The 17960-nt window shown below is 46.9% G+C and carries 15 protein-coding genes; 8 read left to right on the forward strand and 7 right to left on the reverse strand.

Features of this window, described 5'->3' with window-relative positions:
* Positions 1 to 34: 34 nt before the first annotated feature.
* From AC4IFB_RS11830 to AC4IFB_RS11840, 3 genes are all read right to left on the reverse strand, one after another.
* Entirely contained in the window at positions 35 to 1246 is a 1212-nt protein-coding gene (locus AC4IFB_RS11830; RefSeq protein WP_490780270.1) for an autotransporter outer membrane beta-barrel domain-containing protein, read from the reverse strand.
* Positions 1247 to 2132: 886 nt separating this feature from the next.
* Positions 2133 to 5594 carry a choice-of-anchor D domain-containing protein gene (locus AC4IFB_RS11835; protein ID WP_490780271.1) on the reverse strand — a complete coding sequence of 1154 codons (3462 nt, stop codon included), beginning with the start codon at positions 5592 to 5594 and terminating at the stop codon, positions 2133 to 2135.
* Positions 5595 to 6334: 740 nt separating this feature from the next.
* Complete coding sequence (locus AC4IFB_RS11840; protein WP_490780272.1) at positions 6335 to 7222, reverse strand: hypothetical protein; 888 nt, start codon at positions 7220 to 7222, stop codon at positions 6335 to 6337.
* Positions 7223 to 8306: 1084 nt separating this feature from the next.
* On the opposite strand from AC4IFB_RS11840, the gene AC4IFB_RS11845 reads away from it, so the two are divergent.
* Positions 8307 to 9530, forward strand: a complete 1224-nt coding sequence (locus tag AC4IFB_RS11845; RefSeq protein ID WP_490780273.1) for a sensor histidine kinase — start codon at positions 8307 to 8309, stop codon at positions 9528 to 9530.
* Between the two features lie 554 nt (positions 9531 to 10084).
* Here the strand turns inward: AC4IFB_RS11845 and AC4IFB_RS11850 are convergent.
* The 3 genes from AC4IFB_RS11850 to AC4IFB_RS11860 all read right to left on the reverse strand — a co-directional run bounded on the left by AC4IFB_RS11850 (position 10085) and on the right by AC4IFB_RS11860 (position 11640).
* The gene (locus AC4IFB_RS11850; RefSeq protein ID WP_490780274.1) at positions 10085 to 10444 is read right to left on the reverse strand and encodes a hypothetical protein; all 360 of its coding nucleotides are present in this window, start codon (positions 10442 to 10444) and stop codon (positions 10085 to 10087) included.
* A 109-nt stretch (positions 10445 to 10553) separates the two neighbouring features.
* Complete coding sequence (locus AC4IFB_RS11855) at positions 10554 to 10952, reverse strand: hypothetical protein (RefSeq protein WP_490780275.1); 399 nt, start codon at positions 10950 to 10952, stop codon at positions 10554 to 10556.
* Between the two features lie 337 nt (positions 10953 to 11289).
* Positions 11290 to 11640, reverse strand: coding sequence for a hypothetical protein (locus tag AC4IFB_RS11860; RefSeq protein WP_490780276.1), 351 nt, complete (start codon positions 11638 to 11640; stop codon positions 11290 to 11292).
* Between the two features lie 278 nt (positions 11641 to 11918).
* Here AC4IFB_RS11860 and AC4IFB_RS11865 point away from each other — a divergent pair, with 278 nt between their 5' ends.
* The 7 genes from AC4IFB_RS11865 to AC4IFB_RS11895 all read left to right on the forward strand — a co-directional run bounded on the left by AC4IFB_RS11865 (position 11919) and on the right by AC4IFB_RS11895 (position 17570).
* Positions 11919 to 12068 carry a phage integrase N-terminal SAM-like domain-containing protein gene (locus tag AC4IFB_RS11865; protein ID WP_490780282.1) on the forward strand — a complete coding sequence of 50 codons (150 nt, stop codon included), beginning with the start codon at positions 11919 to 11921 and terminating at the stop codon, positions 12066 to 12068.
* The gene (locus tag AC4IFB_RS11870) at positions 12010 to 12255 is read left to right on the forward strand and encodes a phage integrase N-terminal SAM-like domain-containing protein (RefSeq protein ID WP_490780277.1); all 246 of its coding nucleotides are present in this window, start codon (positions 12010 to 12012) and stop codon (positions 12253 to 12255) included. Before AC4IFB_RS11865 ends, AC4IFB_RS11870 begins: the two co-directional genes overlap by 59 nt.
* A 318-nt stretch (positions 12256 to 12573) precedes the next feature.
* Complete coding sequence (locus AC4IFB_RS11875) at positions 12574 to 13056, forward strand: TlpA disulfide reductase family protein (RefSeq protein WP_490777588.1); 483 nt, start codon at positions 12574 to 12576, stop codon at positions 13054 to 13056.
* A gap of 256 nt (positions 13057 to 13312) precedes the next feature.
* Entirely contained in the window at positions 13313 to 13534 is a 222-nt protein-coding gene (locus AC4IFB_RS11880) for a DUF4266 domain-containing protein (protein WP_490777587.1), read from the forward strand.
* Positions 13525 to 14808 (forward strand): DUF3570 domain-containing protein, encoded by a 1284-nt coding sequence (locus AC4IFB_RS11885; RefSeq protein WP_490780278.1) that lies wholly within the window; start codon positions 13525 to 13527, stop codon positions 14806 to 14808. The genes AC4IFB_RS11880 and AC4IFB_RS11885 overlap by 10 nt, the downstream gene beginning before the upstream one ends.
* Before the next feature lie 16 nt (positions 14809 to 14824).
* Positions 14825 to 15733 (forward strand): FAD:protein FMN transferase, encoded by a 909-nt coding sequence (locus AC4IFB_RS11890; protein ID WP_490780279.1) that lies wholly within the window; start codon positions 14825 to 14827, stop codon positions 15731 to 15733.
* Positions 15734 to 15884: 151 nt separating this feature from the next.
* Positions 15885 to 17570 carry a hypothetical protein gene (locus AC4IFB_RS11895; protein WP_490780280.1) on the forward strand — a complete coding sequence of 562 codons (1686 nt, stop codon included), beginning with the start codon at positions 15885 to 15887 and terminating at the stop codon, positions 17568 to 17570.
* A gap of 182 nt (positions 17571 to 17752) precedes the next feature.
* Here the strand turns inward: AC4IFB_RS11895 and AC4IFB_RS11900 are convergent.
* Positions 17753 to 17960 (reverse strand): hypothetical protein (locus AC4IFB_RS11900; protein ID WP_490780281.1); only part of this gene is annotated, 208 nt, incomplete at its 5' end.

Genomic DNA, 17960 nt, shown 5'->3' on the forward strand with positions numbered 1-17960 from the left:
TAACCACACTATTTCCCGCTGTGTATGTTGCTACCTATAAATCCATTCGAAAGCCAACTTTAAAAGTTTGTCCGCTCCAGTTGTTGTGTACAAATGAGGTGCCATAGTTGATGTAGGCTTCTGCTCCTCGTTTGAATTTTGCTGAGGTGCCGATCTTTAATCTTAGATAATCTCTGTCGGGATCACTGGTGGTTATTGGAATGGCGTTGCCTTCTGAGTCATAAAGGAAAAAGGCATTAAGATTTTGTGCACTATTTTTGTATTCATGCAGCCAATCGATGCTTGAAAAGGGCATGAGTGTGCCCCAGTTCATATCCTGTGTGTAGCTGAGTTTTCCACCCAGATTCCATGCCAGCCAATGCCGATTGATGGCGCTAGTCCGTGAAGCCCAGCCGCTGCCCTGAGTATTAGTATCTACTGACTGTTCCTTAAATCCATCTACATTCGATCTGATGTATTGTAAATCCATGCGTGGTTCAAAGGTCCAGAATTTATTTCTGAAGTCGTAACCTGAACCGAAAAAAAGAGTAAATTTGTCGCTATTATAGTTAGCCATCATCTGTTGAATGACAGGGTCAGACTGATCAAGTTGATAGCTAATAAGTCGCTGTTGCTGAATATTGTTTATTCCGTAGCTGGCTGCAAAATCGAGATGGTATTTTTCTCTTCCAGAATATGTGCCGTAGAGACTGAAGCTGTAACCTTTTGTATCCAGGTCGCCTGTACCATTCATTAAGCTGGTATTGGTATCTATATAACCGAAAGCGCTGCCTAAAATCAGTCGATCTGTAAAACGGTAGTCTGTACCAAATGTCACGCCCTGAGTATTAAACTTAAGGCTTGAGTCTGGGTCAACTAAACTGCTTTTACTGGTAACGATATCACCGGTGAAGAACACCCCGTAATTTGAGTCGATTCTCAACTGATCTGCATTTAAACCACTCCTCTGTTTACGCTGTTTTTCGTAAGCGTTGTTAATTTTACCAATGGGTAATTTTTGATCATAGATATGTAGATCAAATTCCTGAAGTGACAAACCCCGGCGACCTGTACGCAATGAATTGAATCGGGATTTTAAATTATTAATCTGTGCCACGCTGCCCGCTCTAGCTATCTGATTAGTTTTGCTGGCATGCCTCGGTATAATCTGCAGTAGGGCTGAGGTGGTTTGAGTGTCATTTTCTCGTGCAGCATTGATCAAGGCATTGCAGTCTTGCTGTAAGCGCGGGCTTTTCATTTTATTCATACAGGTCTCTGCAATGGCGTAACTGATGGGGAGTGCATTAGTATTGCCTGATAAATATGGCTGCAGAAGGTTTGAGATAGAACTGACTGTGTCATGCTCCGTATCGTGCCGAGAGGTAATATTACTATTCAAGTCATTCTCAACTATCTGTTGATCTGAGTTTATATCAGATAGCTGTGGTGTTGTTGAGGTAAGTAGATTGCAGGGGCTACTACTATTTAGGCAGGCATCGATCTGTTGTGTCAGTGCATACTTAGGAATTAATAGCATAAGAAAGAGTATGCAATGAACTGCATAAGTACGATCGAAGTACCTTCCTGTAGTATTTTTGCTGAATATAAGCATGTCAATCCTTAGCAACTGAGCTTTAGTAAAAACTCTGCTGTTCCATGCCCTGAATATATGACCTGCTGATAGTCTGGGAGTTGTTCGCAGTACGCGTGTAACAGTCTGTTGCGCCTCTTAGGCAAGGTTAAAAACAGGTTTTAAGTAGTAAAACCTATCGTCATTTCAAGGTGAAATCTTTAGGTGCTCTGCAGAAAATGGAGCAATTTGAGGGGTTTTTCAGGAAGTGGAATCTTTTTTAAGCGTTAGGTTTCCACCTGTGAAATGGTTAGATGGATAGCGTCAAAAAAGAAAAAGAATAGGAGACCCCATTTCGATAACACGATCTAAGCACTGTACTTTCAACGTTTACCGCCAAGTCGGTAAAATCCTATTAAGCACCTATCCATCTCTGTTTATCAGGTTTTGAATGTTTAGTTTTATCTGACTCAAGCGAGAAACTGTTTCTTTTGCAAGGTTATGAGTGAAAACTCTTAACCATAGGTGGAAATGCCTCCTGCACAGTAGCGGGGACCGTGCTGGTTCGGTCCCCGCAGGCGGGTTAACAGGCGTCGTCTTTCTTCTCGCACTCTTCGTCGAAACAGCAGGCATCGAGGCTTTGGGGCGTACAACTGCGATCACAACAGCACTCGCTGCAGCCACACTCGTCGCAATCCTTTCTCGGTGCTTTTTCCCAGACGGTGTAAGCGAGTAGGTCAAGGGTTGTTTTCGGGTTTTGTGGATCGTCACTCTTGATCACCAGACCCTGGGCCCGTGGGCATTTCTCCTCAGCTTTGTAACGTATGAGGATGTCGAGGCTTGCGCCTGGCTGGAGCGTTGCAGGGAATGGGTTGTTGACCAGTTTCCAGTACTTGCTCTGACGAGCAAGACCGACATGGGTGATTTGAAGCTGGCAGTGGCCTGTATTCGTGAGGGTGAGTATCTGCTCTCCTACACAGCAGGCCTTGACGCCGCCAATACAGGTCGAGCCGGTGATCGACAGACGCCCTGGAGGCGCAGTGCCAGTGACCTTAATCTTCTTCGGTCCCTGGGGATCGTCACTGTTGATCGTGAGCATGCCCGTCTTTGCACCGAAATCGGATGGCTGCAACCGAATAGGCAGTTGGAGGCTGTCGCCCGCACCGATGATGATGGGGTAGCTCTGCACGCTTGGGAGGACAAATTCGGCGCTCGACGAGGCGATGCTCTGGATCGTCAGCGGACAGTGGGCGCTGTTTGAGAGGGTCAACATCCGGTCGGTGAAGTCACCGATGCAGGTGTTGCCGAAATCACCATTGTCAGCGATTGCTGAAACCAGGCGTGGCGGCGCTGCTTTACCAGAGACGTTGAGTACGCGAACCCCGTCAGGGTCGTTGGAGAAGACTCGGATTAACCCCGCCTTATTACCGAAAGAGGTAGGCTGGAAGCGTATGGGTAAGTCAATGCTGTCTCCAGAGGCGATCACGATAGGGTAGGCGATTACGCCGGGCGCAATGAATTCCCCCGAATTCGAAACGATGTTGGTTATCGAGAGCATGCCAAACCCACTATTGGAGAGCGTCAGCATCATATCTTTTGATCTGCCGACACAGACATTCATGAAGGCGCCAGTATCAGGCAGTACGGTGACAAGCCGTGAGCGGAGTTGTACTGTGCGGATTGCGATGTTGTTGTCATTGGGAACGAGTCGCCAATCCTCGATGGTGCGACCTGCATGGTATTTGTCTGCGTTGTCCGGATCACCCTCGGCCGAGACCACCATCATCATGCTGTCATCGCCGTCTTCGTTCGGGTTCGGAACCCATGCGAAGGGGCCGACTACGATCTCTTCGCTGTCGTTCGGCTGGATCGTGGCTGCGCCAATCTCCGCAGTCTCCATGGCTTTGAAATCTGTGGGCCAGAGATGTCCCTCAAGCGGCTTGCAATGGAAACCCCGGACATTGACCTGATTGGCGGTCGAGCTACCGCGGTTTTTGATCCGGACATAGGCGTAGTTGGTACCGATCACTGGTTCCTGATGCGCGCTGCTGCCATCGGGCTGGTGACGGTTCCAGATGGTGGTGGTGGCGCGGTGGTCGGCGAGATATTCATATTCGCCGCCGCGCCCGTCGTCGATATAGACGTCAACTAAGGGTGGATCACCGTCGTTCAGATCCTGTCTCTCGAAAGACCATTCTAATACCTTGGTGTAGGCGCCACCCGAGAGGCCGTGTGTTGTCCAGTCGCCTGCATCGGCGGTCAGTAGTGCATCGAGGAAACCTGCCGGGGAGTTTGGGTTTGTCCCAGGGGATAGGGTGCTGACAGCGCGGAGTATAAGATAGGCCATAAGATGGGCCGAGAATTCGCGTCGGGTCAGCGCTGTGGAATCACCGCCGATGCTGCGATAGGCGCGGAACAGCGTTGTCGACAGGATCTGCTCGGAGGAGTAGCTACCGACATCATTGGCGCCACCCCAGCCCCAGCCAGCGGCGGGGTCGCGGTCTGAGCGTCGGCCTAAGGCGGAATAGGGCCAAAGCAGGAAGCGGTCGTTGTTGCCGCCATTGTGCCATCCGGAATAGGGGTCATTCAGAATCATGCCAAAGCTATCGCCAGCACTGTGCGCGAAGCCAAAATTCGGGCCGTTCACATGGTCGTAGAGGATGCCGTGCCCACCCAGCTCGTGCAGTACCAGATACCAGTCCGAGGCATTGCCTGTGGGGGTTCCGCCGGTGTTGTCGATTCGGCCGTAGCAGGTATGGTCTATGCCATCTCCATCACCGATGCAATGGCCGTTGTTGCTGCCACTGAACCCTCTGTGGTCGACGTTGATTGGAAAACTCGTACCGTCGAAATAGGTATCGAGTGGGAATCCTAGATCCTGAACCAGACGGAAAAAACGGTCGTTATGATAGTAGGCGTTGACCGCAAGAAACTCATCAGTGCGAACATCGTAGTCAAAATCAACACCCTCAGGCTGGGTGGGTGGTGCAATGTTGGGGTTGTGCACATTGGTCACTTGGACATATTCACCTGTAAGTGATTGTGTACCGCCTACAGCTGGGTCAAGCCCAAGAAGCTCGACATCGTCCCGCAGCGGATTGAGCACAGCATTGCTTTGGCTGGCGTCGTTTGCTGTGTCACCTGTCGAAACAATCGGGTCGTAAGTGAAGACGAGTCCGTTCACATGAGAGGTGAGCGCCCGCATGTAGAGAATGTCACCTGTTGCGACACTGACCAGAAGCCGCCAGTTCATCCGATGTCCCTCGTAAGGTAGTCGGATGATAAGTTCTGCAACAAGATGCCAGCTACCCTCGTTGATTGAGTCGGGGAGTTTGGGGAGTGGCAGGGTTGGAAGGTCTTCATGCTCAATCTGTTCAGCAGGGTTTTTCTGCTGATTTTGAAGTGGTTCAAGGTAGTCCTGCTGACGTCGTGCGCGGTCAAACTGGTAGACGTAGAAACGCCCGGAGATAAGTTCCGGTGTTACACGCTCTTTGCCCTTTGCGTAGCCATCGAGGCATGAGCCGAGAATCTCGGAGAGTTGTGATGTCGGAGCGCCTGGCGTCTGTTTCGATGAGCTTTTAGCAGAGTTGGGGCCTGACTCACCAGCAGAGAAGAGTTTACGGTAGCGGTTGATGTCACGGGCTGGGGGGAGTTCGGCATACATACCCGTTTTGCTTGTGTTGACTATCGAAATGATGCGCCCGGTTTTATCATTTCTGGTCGCTGTGATACCGGCGCCCCAGACAGGTGTATCGAGATAGGTCTGGGCATAGACGTAGGTGGTGGTATCAAAGAAGCGCTTTTCATCGGCGAGATGAAAGGAGGGGCCTGATCTTTTGGGCTCGACATGGGTCGCATGACGGTCAAGCTCCCTGAGTTCACCGATGTCGATGCCGATTTCGCCAGCGAGGCGGCGAAGATGGGACTTCGCTGAGGTGTTATTCGGTGTAGACGAGTTATTGTCAGTAAAAGTGAGTGCCCGTATGGTGCCGTTATCATCGCGGGTAATCGTGGCGTTCAGATCTGTTTCTAGACGGTGTTTCATCGCTCTTCTCCATTAATAAGGCAATCAAACTTGTTGGAAATCACGAACAAATAAGCATCCTGCTAACTTCTCGAGCAAAACTTTATACTCAGCTTTCTTTGCCATTTAACAACTATTGTTTCTCCAGCTGGCGTTAGCCGACCCTGAGATGTAGTGGGCCTGAAACCAAGCAGATGAATCGTCGAAACAGAGAACACAGGGCAATGTTCAATCCCTTTGAAGGTCGAACCTAAATTGGTGTACTGTTCATTGAAATGGCGCTTTGCTCAGTCCAAGGTGCCCCACCGGCCATGTTAATCAGGGGTCGAAACCTCTCTCCTGCTGAGTTGACGACGACTCTGGAACGCTTGCGTGGGAAGTTAAATCCTAGTGTAGGAAGAGTACAGCGTCCTTTCAAAGTGAAAGTTACCGTGCAATTGAACGAACAATCATGTATGGGATTTTTATCCTGGATCGGTTGAATATCGACCCGGAAGCTTGACTCGATAGCGTAAAAAACTATGGCAACAAATACAACACAGTGATCGATATAAGGAAGGGATAAAGCAGTTAATTCAAGCAGGAAGAAAATGGTTCAGCGTGAGTGGGTTTTCGTTGCAGATCTATCAGACATCGCCCGCCTGAAATCTTGTAAACCCAGCCTCAGTCAAACGGTAACTGACCTTGAAATCTTGAATATCCCTCCTATCATTCGTTGGCGATGCTCTCCAAATAGGAGAAAGGTAAACCTCTCAGCCAACTTAGGCCAGGGGTGCCAGCTCCCGCCCGGTGCTCATTAACTCCGAGAGGCCATCTTGATTGGCTTGAATCTCCTTCACCGCCTTTTTGTAGAATCCCCGAAGATGCTTTTTCAGGTGCCTGCTTACCGTTGCGTTCGGGATCTCTTTCAATACCGCAAAGAGTGCCAGAGCATAAGTCGCCTCATACTCACTGAGTGCCGCCTGACGGACTGCACTTGGGTTATAACAACTACCGCATCCCCCCTTGAAGGTGAAGGCGCTATTGGCGAACATCAGCCCAAAGCCCATAAAGATAGCCAGCAGTTCCGTGGTTTCCGGCCAATAATCAGCGCCCCCGGGAGGTGGCTCCTGACTCATCTGTCCTAGATAGTAGGCAAGGATGTGTGCGAAGCTTGCAATCATTCCTTCCGGGTTATTGATCTGTTGAGGGTTATAGGGAATTGAGAGGCGTTGCGACTGATCTTTCACAATACTTCCCTCTACATCCCCGCCTCTGATAGGGCCTTGTAACAGTAACGGCCTCTGGTCAATTACTGGACACTGGTTTTGATCGATAACCGAGGTTGGCCAATGCCTGACCCCGGCATATTGTTTAACCTGTTCAAAGATCAGTTTCGCCATGCCTTCCGTGCTATCCACAACACCTGGAAAGTACTCGTTGGTCGGCAACACCAGTCGGGTATCCTTATGGAAAAAATCGGCGTTAAAGTTTCTTAATGACCAGCCAAAGGTCGCAAGCAACCAATCCATGGAAGCTTGATTCAGCAGAGGTTTGTTCTTGATCAGACCAAACATTTTCAAAATGACTACCCCATTCAATAGCCTATCACTCAGCCCACGACATACAGATTCGGCGCCGTTGTATATTGGGAAAGGTATCAACGACATAAAAGCCCCTTTTCCAACTATCTTGAGTATCCAAGGTCACCGGGCGGTCGTCAAATTACCATGTGATGAATGGCGAACTCTGCAAGGCCTTTGTTACCTTCCTGCACATATCGACTGATCCATTTATTTGTTGGTCGACTGACGCCCTAATATCTCGCTAGCTCAGACTTGCTGAAATCACCACTTAGCCAATCGCCTATTAACATCATTTTTTGATCCATTGGGGTCTCTCGTTTTCAGGGCATAGGTCTTTCCTCCTTACCTATGCATTATCTACCTGTAAACGATCTACCCGGTCTAATCTGTAAATGATGTTACCGGTTTGTACCGAAACTCCCCTCTACCCTCGCGGGAGAGGGGCTGGGGGAGAGGGGGAGAGGGGGAGAATGAACACCCTATTTTCCCCAACAATCAGCAAGATGAATATAAACGATCAAAGCAGTTTTTCTCTTTCAACCACATGAAACGCTTCGCGTACACCCTCTCCCCAACCCCTCTCCCGTAAAGGGAGAGGGGCTTTCAGAGTTGTTCTGAGAAGATTTAAAGTTTTTGGGACACCAGTGGGCCCGTAGCCCCCTTTGCATCAGAGCCAATGGCTTTGCTGACTGAAGTGATCAGTCATTTTCTTACCTTTGCGAAACTTACCCCAGTTGCGGTCTTCTTGATAATTATCGTAAGAATGCTCCTCTTTGTTTCTACAGAAAAGCATGTAGTTATCTGGTTTGGAATCTATGACAAATTTATTTAGAACAGGCAACATTTGTTCAAAGTAGGCGCCTACCTGGAGGGGGAAGGCTTCAAGCGTCCGAGTATTCGGTATTTGGTACTTGCCCAAGTATTTCCAGTATTTGTAGCTGTGGTACCGCTGAGTCCGGATAAGCTGTTGGCCAAGCTGGTGCAGCTGACTATAATGCTAGTATGACCTTTGCCTAGCCGAAGCGTTGCTCGACGAGTTGAGTGCGTGGGTGACGGGCAGCGATATGGAAGATGCAGTAGGTTAAATCATCGCTAAGGTAGACCTGTTCGAGATCAGTGAAGAACTCGCTCTGATCACCTTCTTACGCACGCAATTGCAGGAGAAGACATGAACAAAACCGGCAATGAAAAACCATTAATCCTCATCGTTGATGACATTATTGAAAACCTCCAGTTGTTGATGGCTATTCTGCGCAGCGAATTCGAAGTGATTGTTGCCAACAATGGTGCAAAGGCCTTGCAATTGGCGGCCGACTCGCCACCCCCTGAGCTGATCCTGCTGGATATCAGGATGCCTGTCATGGATGGCTACGAAGTGCTGCGCCGACTCAAGGACAATCCCCTAAGCGCTGAGATTCCTGTCATCTTCGTCTCGGCATTGTCAGATGAGGCAAACGAGGCACAGGGACTGGACCTGGGTGCAGTGGATTACATTACCAAGCCGATAAATCCCGCTATTACCCTATTGCGGGTGCGCCATCAAATCGCACTAAGGAGAGCGCAGTCGGATCTGCTCAAGAGCCAGCAGGCGAACATACAGGCGGGGCGATTGGCTTCTATCGGGTATCTAGCAGCTGGTATTGCTCATGAAATTAATACACCAGCCCAATATATTACTAACAACCTGGCATATATTGGGGAGTCAATGGACTCAATTCGTTCGGTCCTTGAAGCCGCACAGAAGCTTGCTGAATCCACACCAAATGCAGAGGGAATTAAAGTCTTCAATGAAGTCTGCACACCCGAGGATATCGAATTCATCCTTGAGGACCTTCCCGAGGCCATAAGACAATCTCAGGAGGGAATCACCCACATTGCCAAAATCGTCCAATCCATGAAAGAGTTTTCTCCTCAGGGAGCAGCTGAGAAAGCTATCGGGAATATACATAATGTGCTCGACTCGGTCATTACAATCACCCACAACTCTTCCAAAAATGTGGCCACCGTGACTAAGCACTATGCCCCAGACCTTCCGGAAATTCTCTGTAACATAGATGAACTGCGCCAGGTTTTCCTGAATTTAATCATCAATTCAATCCAGGCAATTGAGACATCAGATAAGCGGGGGGAGAGCCTGGGTCAAATCGATATCACGACAGAATTGCAGGGCGACTTCGTGTCTATCTCCTTTGCCGATACGGGAGATGGCGTACCGGAAGAGATCCGCGATCACATATTTGATCCGTTCTTCACCACAAAGGATGTCGGCCAGGGAGCTGGTCAGGGGTTGAGTATCTGCTACGACATCATCGTCAATAAACACGGGGGTAAAATTGAGGTCGAGAATATTGCGGATTCCGGGGCCGTCTTTACCATCCATCTGCCGAAATGAGGATTATTACAAATTCTTGTAGCGCTAATGAGTTCACTCAGTGGGTGAAATAATCCAGATCATTGATATGGCATAATAATGCCTATATCACATGATCAAAAATAGCTAGGTTAGCAAGAGCACTAACATCGCTTGCAGGGACACGAAAACCAGAGCGAAGGTTTAGAGCAAGTACTTGACCGGCTTGTTCGTTATGTGTTTTAGAGACATGCGCTAAAAATTGAATACACCGCCTAATAAGAGAACTAATAGGCAAACACCCAGCATGATAAATGTTTCTTTACCATATGCAGTGTCTATTGAAGCCATTTTTTTACTTTTTGTTTTATCAATTTTATAGCTCTTAATCATCCATACGCTTTTGTATAGGAAATATATTATAAATATTGCAAAAGCTATGTAACTACTAATCACGATTTAACCTTAGGAGCTCTTAGTGCTGCGAGTGCTTCGAAAATGAGCACCTTGTTATGTGGTTTGAATATTACCGGGGGAGGTTCAATTCTTTGTGCAGTAACTTGTTATGCGCAGGACTCTCAAGCTTAAAGTTGTTTTTACTCACCGGTGCCGACGAATCCCACCATACGCGAAATTTTCTCTCCCTCTTTTTCTATAAAATATTGACCAAGTTGAACTTGTTCGTTTCCATCAGGGCCCATTCCACTGAAAGCGACAGTGACACGTGTAGCATTGGCGGTAGTATCGCTTTTAACTACCTTTGCTGACCAACCCGGAGCATTTGCACTAAACATGCCTACGTAATTATTTAATGCAGCAATGCCATTCAGAGTTTCAGGTGTACGAGGGTCGTCGTAGCGTATATTTTCAATGGTTGCACTAGTTATTTTAGCAAGTCTAAGTTCGTCTTCCTCGATTTGCCAGGCGTCAAAGAAGTTTGTGATGCATTCAGACACGTTATTCTCCTAAATATATTTCAAAAGTAACGGTTAACGCTCAGCTCTGCGGCTGGAAAAAAGTTAAGGTGAAGCCGGAGCTTTTGCCTGTTCGAGTAAAATTACATTACTATGCGCTTGCGCGTAGTGCATCAATATCATGAAGATCAACTGGTCGTGCAAGAGCTTTTTTATAGTTGATTAAGTCTTCTTTTGCCATTAATGGAATGTTTATGCCATAGACTGAGCGGTACTCAATTTTTGAAAAATCGACCTCTAACTCAACCCATTCTTTGAGCGATGTGTCGAATATTTCAATGTCCTTCGAGCTACCAACTTCTATCTTAGTTTCTCCGTACTTGAACTGGACGTATTTAACATTCCAGCCCTCAGCTTCATCGATGTAGTGTTTTGCAGGCTTAGAGACATAATTATTACCTAGGTTGACTACATGATTAAAATATTCTTCAGGTACAAATATGTCGATGTCGTTAATAGCACGCTTTGAACAGTACATGAACGCTAACATATATTTTTCCTCGATCTTGGAAATGCAAGCGAGCACGAATTGCTCCGCTAGCATACTCGGGACCAAATGAACCAAACTCAATATCGTAGATGCCCCCGTATAGATAAGTTTTAAATATTTCAATTTTCGATATTAATTCGTCATAAGCGTTATAGCCTACATATACCTTTTGAACGAAAAGAGACAGACCATCTGAAGATGAAATCTGAAACTCATACATATCGTCGTCATGCCAAATATTTTTGATTTTGATTCCAGAATTCATTTGAATGATCGCCTAGCGCATTTAATCAGCTGCGCGCGCCTTTGAGTGACATGACTTTCTTGTTACAGATTTTCACTTGGAAATATATGCACTGACTACAATTTGAGTAACATTCCGTTTAAGAATCATAGTATGATTTTGGCTTTTTTCCTCCTTTGGACCGAGTTTAACAATTATTGTACTTTCACCGACAACCTCGTTTGATACTGCATCATCGATTCTTCGTCTTCTGTGCGCACGAATTTTTACAGTTGCCTCTTGTACAAAATCACCATTGTTTGTAATTGTGTAGCTCACAAGGCATTCTCTAGCATTATTATTCTCACAATCCCACGTATAATCCACTACTTCGATTGGGCCGTTAGAACAGCCAGCAAGAGATAAAAATATGATTGTTGTTATTATGTGTCTATATAACTCCATTTTAATCTCTACAGCCAATTAAAGGGACAATGCCCTTTTAAAATATCTTGTTGGGATGACCTTTATAATTATTGTGTTATCTTCTCTGAATTCCATGTGTCTGTAATCCTTGATGATTCTACGACATAATTGTGGCATGGCCTGTCAAAAAGGACAATGTCCTCTTTAATTTTCTTGAGTTCGTCTTTTCTTAGGGCGTCCTGTATTCTTCAGCCGCTACGAAGGGAATCGTGGACATGTCTAAATCATCACCGTTTCTTGCATCCATCACCAACTATATGTCTGTATGGCGGTACAGTAGAAGAACCATTGATTCATACACCTATTGGATCAAGTACTTTATTGTTCGCCATAAAAAGAGGCACCCGGATGAGATGCACGATTCCGAGGTTGAGCAGTTTTTTCACTCATTTGGCAAAGGATCTTAGTGTAGCCGTCGCAACCCAGAAAATTGCATTGAATGCGTTGGCCTTTCTATATAATAAATTCCTCGACAAGCCTTTGGGTGATGTCAGTCAGATCAGGCGTGTGCGTAGACAACCTAAAATACCAACTGTCCTGACTCGCCAGGAAGTCGCTTCTTTAATGCCTCGTGATCTGAACATACCTGGATGACCGGTATGCAAAGCGCCAAGAATATCTAAAAATACGATAAAAACAGGTGTAACCGAAAGGGCTGAGGCTATTTATCCGCACTGCAGCCTTATCATTCACTCCAACTACCGAAAAGTAGTCTCTGTTATAACGTGATGCAATCTATGATTGCTTGTGCTTGATTTAAAGTTTGTATTAGAAAATAGAGAGTTTCCTGACAAGGCTGAACTATATATTTTGAACTTCTTTTTCAGCTTGGGTCGAACAGGTAGTTAATTCGAGTACAATGGCGCTATTCTATGAGTTGTGATGAGAAGGGCGCAAGAGTGGAGATATTTTATGTGGGATAGAGTTTTAATCATATGTGCAGTTCTGCTTTTTCCAGTGGCACTCAATGCTGGGGATGTTGGTTCTGAGCCTGGTCGATCCGCTGCACAGAGTGATAAATCATTCAGCCTGGAGGATTACCGGGGTAAAGTGGTGTTGATCGACTTCTGGGCCTCCTGGTGTGCGCCTTGCCGAACAGCATTTCCTTGGTTGAACAGGATGCAGCAGAAGTATCAAGCCCTGGGGTTTGAGGTTGTCGGTATAAATATTGATGAGGATCTTTCGCAGGCAGATCTTTTTCTAAGCAAGGTGCCTGCTGATTTTACCATTGCCTATGATCCTGAAGGGAAGTTGGCAAAAGAGTATGATCTCCAGGGAATGCCCGCCTCCTATCTCATCGACAGAGAGGGTCAACTCATCAAGAGTCATTTCGGGTTCTTTGAATCGGAAACTGAGATGCGTGAGTCTGAGATCAAGCAGGCTATCAAGCAGTAGGTTTCGTGATCTTCCAGATAAAGAGAGTTGGTCTATGAAGTGATCAGTCGCAGCTGAAGTATATTACCTGGTTAGTTCATGGCTGAAGTTTGTTGCAATCCCTTGCTGCAGCAACGTACCAGATCTGTCTATTAATCTTGAGTAAAACCGTATGGATCTTGGTCTCTGTCAGATGAGGTTAAGGTTCACTTAATAAAACTCTGCCACTATGGCGCATTCTGGCCATAGCTATTGATTGAAAAGGAGAAATCCCTGTATGGAACTTAAATTGACCGTGTGCTTTCTTCCGGTCGTTCTATTGCTATCGGGTTGTAGCAGCCTGGGAGTAGAACCCTGGGAACGAAGTACTCTTGCTAAACCAGAGATGCAACTGATTTCGGACCCTGTCAGTTCCGGTCTTGATGACCATATCTATTTCAGTAAAGAGGGATCAAGTGGTGGACGTGGTTTTGCCGGGGGAGGTTGTGGGTGCAATTAAAAAAACACAAAAAAATAAAACACGCCTTGACAGCGGCTACCTGCACTTTGCTGGGTGTTGATGCAACTGACTCTATTGCTGAGGAGGGTGATTGGGCTTTCGATAGCGCAGTGCTCTACTATTCTGAAGTTGATCGAGTGGATGCTGTTGAGCCAGTGATTTCCGCCACGCGGGATTTTGGTGATGAAAAGCTTCTCAATATTAAACTTGTTTTTGATGTTCTGACTGGCGCCTCAGCCAATGGGGCAACTCCTAGCGATCAGCCACAAACCTTTACCCGCCCTTCTGGTAAAGGCGCCTACACCTCATCGGCAGAAGAGACACCGCTGGATGATACCTTCAAAGACACGCGGATTGCTCTCAGTTCGCAGTGGGAACAGCCGATCAACCGAGACTACAAGACAGGTTTTGGTGTTAACTTCTCCACCGAGTATGACTACACCTCTTTCAGTGCCAATGGAAATCTCTCCAGGGATTTTAATAAAAGCAATACAACCCTGAGCGCAGGACTTTCATTAGCCTATGACACGATCAGTCCCGAGGGGGATATCCCGATCGCCTTTTCCTCAATGGCTATCGATTCCGGGCAAGATGACTTCAGAACTGAATTCAATGCCACCCGTGGGGATGGTGAAGATACAAAAGATACTGTAGATCTGGTGTTTGGTTTAACTCAGGTAGTTGATAAAAATACAGTGATGCAGTTGAGCTACTCATTCAGTGATGTGAATGGCTATCTCACCGACCCTTTTAAGATTGTCAGCGTTGTCGACAATAACGGTCGCCCCGTTGATTATCTCTATGAAAAGCGTCCTGATTCCCGCAATAAACAGAGTCTTTTCTGGCAGGCCAAGCATCACTTTAAATCGGATGTTGTTGATTTCTCCTATCGATATTTCTGGGATGATTGGGGGATTACCTCTCACACAGTCGATCTACGATATCGCTGGAAGTTAGGACGTAAAAGTTATCTGGAACCACACATCAGGTACTACGATCAGAGTGAAGCAGATTTCTACCACCGCTTTCTTAATGAAGGGGATAGCCTGCCTGATCACGCCTCTGCAGATTACCGTTTGGGGGATCTGAATGGGATCACAGTTGGTGTGAAGTATGGCGTGGCGTTAGCTAATGAACAGGAGTTGAGCTTGCGCCTGGAATATTATCTGCAAAGTAATGACAATACCGAAGGGGCGCTTCCGGGTATCCTGAATGATGTTGATCTATACCCTGATGTTGAGGCGATAATTTTTCAGCTCAGCTATAACTTTTAGGGTGTTGCTGTAGTTAGTGATTGAGGGGAGAGAGATCGATCATTTAGTTAATTTGAAAGCTGAAGAGGGGTATTGGCTCGGATCTTTTGAAGCCATGGCCAGTCCGTGTGAGATTTTCATGGAAGTTGAGGATCAGAATCTGGCGGCAAGATTGCTCGATATTGCTTCGGTTGAAGCTTGGCGAATTGAATCTAAGTTCAGCCGATACCGTAGCGATAATATCGTTCATCAAATTAACAACAGCAAAGGTCGGCCTGTAAAGGTCGATGATGAAGTTGCCCACTTGCTCGATTTTGCACAACAGTGCTGGATGCTAAGTGAGGGCATGTTTGATATCACATCTGGTGTTTTGAGACGCGTCTGGCATTTTGATGGTGGATCGAGACTACCTGAAAAACAGGATGTTGATCAGGTGTTGTCTCATGTGGGTTGGCATAAGCTCACATGGTCGAGACCCTATCTTACCCTTCCTGATGGCATGGAGATCGACTTTGGTGGGCTGGGTAAGGAGTATGCGGTTGATAGATCACTGTTGCTTCTGCAAAAAGAGACCCATGGCGCAGTTCTGATCAACTATGGTGGAGATATCAATGCCAAGGGTCAGAGAAAGGGGGGCAAGCCCTGGTCCATCGGAATCGAAAACCCCGGCCAACTCAATACCCCCATGGGAGTGCTCAAAGTCAATCAGGGTGCTCTTGCCACCAGTGGTGATGCACGCCGTTTTATTCTCAATAGTGGCCGTCGCTATGGACATATACTCAATCCGAAAACCGGTTGGCCTGTTGAAGGTGCGCTTCGCTCGGTAACTGTTGCGGGCAGTAGTTGTACCGAGGCGGGTCTGCTGGCCACACTGGCCCTGCTTCAGGGTGAAGATGCAGAGAGCTTTTTGCAAACCCAGGATGCGGTTTTTTGGGTTAATCGCTGATTTTGCATTTTTCAGAGTGGCAGTCAGAGCGACCAGTCTATTGCCATGATTTTCGATTTGGCCTGGAAGTGATATTCTGTCTGTTGCTGTGCTTAGCGCTACCAGGGCATGACATGAGTTTATAGGGATAGATTTAATTAAAGGATTATTTATGAATAAACTGTCTGAATGGCGAAAGCTCGCCTTTAACTTCAAGTTATTTGCACCTTCTGTCGTAATTTTACTGCTGCTGTCAGCATGCGGCAGTGGCGATAGCGATACGCCGAATACTAACACTCCTACAGAGGATTCAGGGCGCTATCTGTTCTATACCAGTGGTTCGGTTGATCAGGGTAACCTGTTCGCAATCGACCCTGACTCTCCCGCTGTATCGATTCCAGTTGAGGCGGGGAGCGATATAGTCGGGTGTGGTGATGATTTGGATCTTGATCTGTGTAGTTTTTCATCGGGGAAATACGAGAACAGCACCAATAGGGTTTCAGACTATATGGCAGATAGCCTGGTCTATATCAAGACTGATGGCAGTTTCTATAAAGTGAGCAGTATAAAGCGTGGTGATTTGACGCCACAGCAGCTCTCCAGTGAGACTGAAGCGGATCAGATCTGTCGTTCAGATATATATGGTGGCGTCTACCGTGCCGGGGATTTCTCGGATATCAATCAATCACAATTGGTTTACCATCTCCCTGGGGAGGATGGTGACTGTTTATCGAGTAGTGACAATATCTGGAAGATGATCCGCCTGGGAATGGGCGAATCCGATACGCCCATTGATGCACTTCATCCAGTGGTCTGGCTCAGAAATCTCGACAGTGATGCCTCAATTAGTGGTTGGCTGGTTAATGATGAGGGGACTCTGCGAAGATGTGATGAGAACTTTTTGAATTGCAGTGACGCTTTGGCTCAAGTCGACACTTCTATGCGTATGGTTTTCGGGTTGGGACGAAATAGTTATCTGCTTGAAATAGATGGGCAGAATTATGTCTACAATGGTGAAGTTAACAGCCTTTCGAACTCTATTTTCACCCCGCCGCAGAATGAGGTGTTCAGTAATCATGTAGCTGATGATAACTTCATCTATTTTGTAAATTCAAACCGTTTCTACAGGGCGCCTATCGATGGCAGTACAACCGCCACGCAGATTGCTGAAGAGAGTGAGGATGCATCCCTCAATATTTGGATATTTTCCGCGATGGAGAGCAGATTGATCTACACAATAGATGCAGGTACAGGAAATGATGCGGAGATTAAGGCGATCGATAAGACAGGGGGCGAGCCGATAACCCTTGCTACCCTGGATGATGCCGACAGGGCAGTATTTTTTACAAATCAAAATTTAATTTTCTACTACTTTTATGAGTATTACGTGACCTCTGGCTATGAAATGATTCCGCTTCTTGCAGGAATAATGGATGAAGATGGCAATTCTCAATTTGAAACAGCCGGTGCAGAATGGGTGGGCTTCAAAAAATCCAGGACCTATGATTTAAGCAATAACATTTATGACTTATGGGCGGATGATATGTTTATTTTAGGCGAGCGAACCAACCGGGAAATTTCCGGTATGACACTTCGGGGGTTCGATGGTGTGAGTGGAAATGAGCTAGTCAATCTTGGTGATGTTTCCGAGTTGGAGGATCTGAGGGGTTTTATCTGTTACACGAATTCCCAAGAGGATATGTTGTGTGAGGTGACATTAGATCGATCTCCAGTTGCCGAACCGCCCGCTGAGACTACGCAGCAGGATATCTTCTATCTCAACACCTCGACCAGTGACTCACTGGTAAGAGTGACAGATACGCCTGAGACCTCGGAAGCCGCAGTCATCCAACACTAAGCGTCTGAACCTTTATGGTACGGCATGGCCTCATCCACGCTACGGGTTGCCGTATTCAACGAGGAGAGTGATTCGCCGGGGAGCGAAACTGAATCGTGATGACTCCCGAAATAAATTCACCTGTAGGGTGCGGCCCTGCCGCACCCTACGATTCATCATGGCCCTAGCCTCAACAAAATCGTCTAGATCGAAAAGCAAGGTAGCCTGGATGGAGTGAAGCGGAATCCGGGAAGATTGGTGCAGTGTTCTCCCGGATTCCGTTGCACTTCATCCAGGCTACGGGTTGCTGTATTCAACGAGGAGAGTGCCTCGCCGGGGGGGGGCGGAAACTGAATCGTGATGACTCCCGAAATAAATTCACCTGTAGGGTGCGGCCCTGCCGCACCATGT

Source organism: Candidatus Thiodiazotropha sp. AKIB8 (assembly GCF_058244675.1).

Excerpts from the sequence above, each read along its gene's own strand:
- AC4IFB_RS11845 (WP_490780273.1), top strand. The coding sequence starts at position 8,307 with ATGAACAAAACCGGCAATGAAAAACCATTAATCCTCATCGTTGATGAC.
- AC4IFB_RS11875 (WP_490777588.1), top strand. The coding sequence starts at position 12,574 with ATGTGGGATAGAGTTTTAATCATATGTGCAGTTCTGCTTTTTCCAGTG.
- AC4IFB_RS11830 (WP_490780270.1), bottom strand. The coding sequence starts at position 1,246 with ATGAATAAAATGAAAAGCCCGCGCTTACAGCAAGACTGCAATGCCTTG.
- AC4IFB_RS11895 (WP_490780280.1), top strand. The coding sequence starts at position 15,885 with ATGAATAAACTGTCTGAATGGCGAAAGCTCGCCTTTAACTTCAAGTTA.
- AC4IFB_RS11865 (WP_490780282.1), top strand. The coding sequence starts at position 11,919 with ATGTCTGTATGGCGGTACAGTAGAAGAACCATTGATTCATACACCTAT.
- AC4IFB_RS11835 (WP_490780271.1), bottom strand. The coding sequence starts at position 5,594 with ATGAAACACCGTCTAGAAACAGATCTGAACGCCACGATTACCCGCGAT.
- AC4IFB_RS11880 (WP_490777587.1), top strand. The coding sequence starts at position 13,313 with ATGGAACTTAAATTGACCGTGTGCTTTCTTCCGGTCGTTCTATTGCTA.
- AC4IFB_RS11840 (WP_490780272.1), bottom strand. The coding sequence starts at position 7,222 with ATGTCGTTGATACCTTTCCCAATATACAACGGCGCCGAATCTGTATGT.
- AC4IFB_RS11855 (WP_490780275.1), bottom strand. The coding sequence starts at position 10,952 with ATGTTAGCGTTCATGTACTGTTCAAAGCGTGCTATTAACGACATCGAC.
- AC4IFB_RS11870 (WP_490780277.1), top strand. The coding sequence starts at position 12,010 with ATGAGATGCACGATTCCGAGGTTGAGCAGTTTTTTCACTCATTTGGCA.
- AC4IFB_RS11860 (WP_490780276.1), bottom strand. The coding sequence starts at position 11,640 with ATGGAGTTATATAGACACATAATAACAACAATCATATTTTTATCTCTT.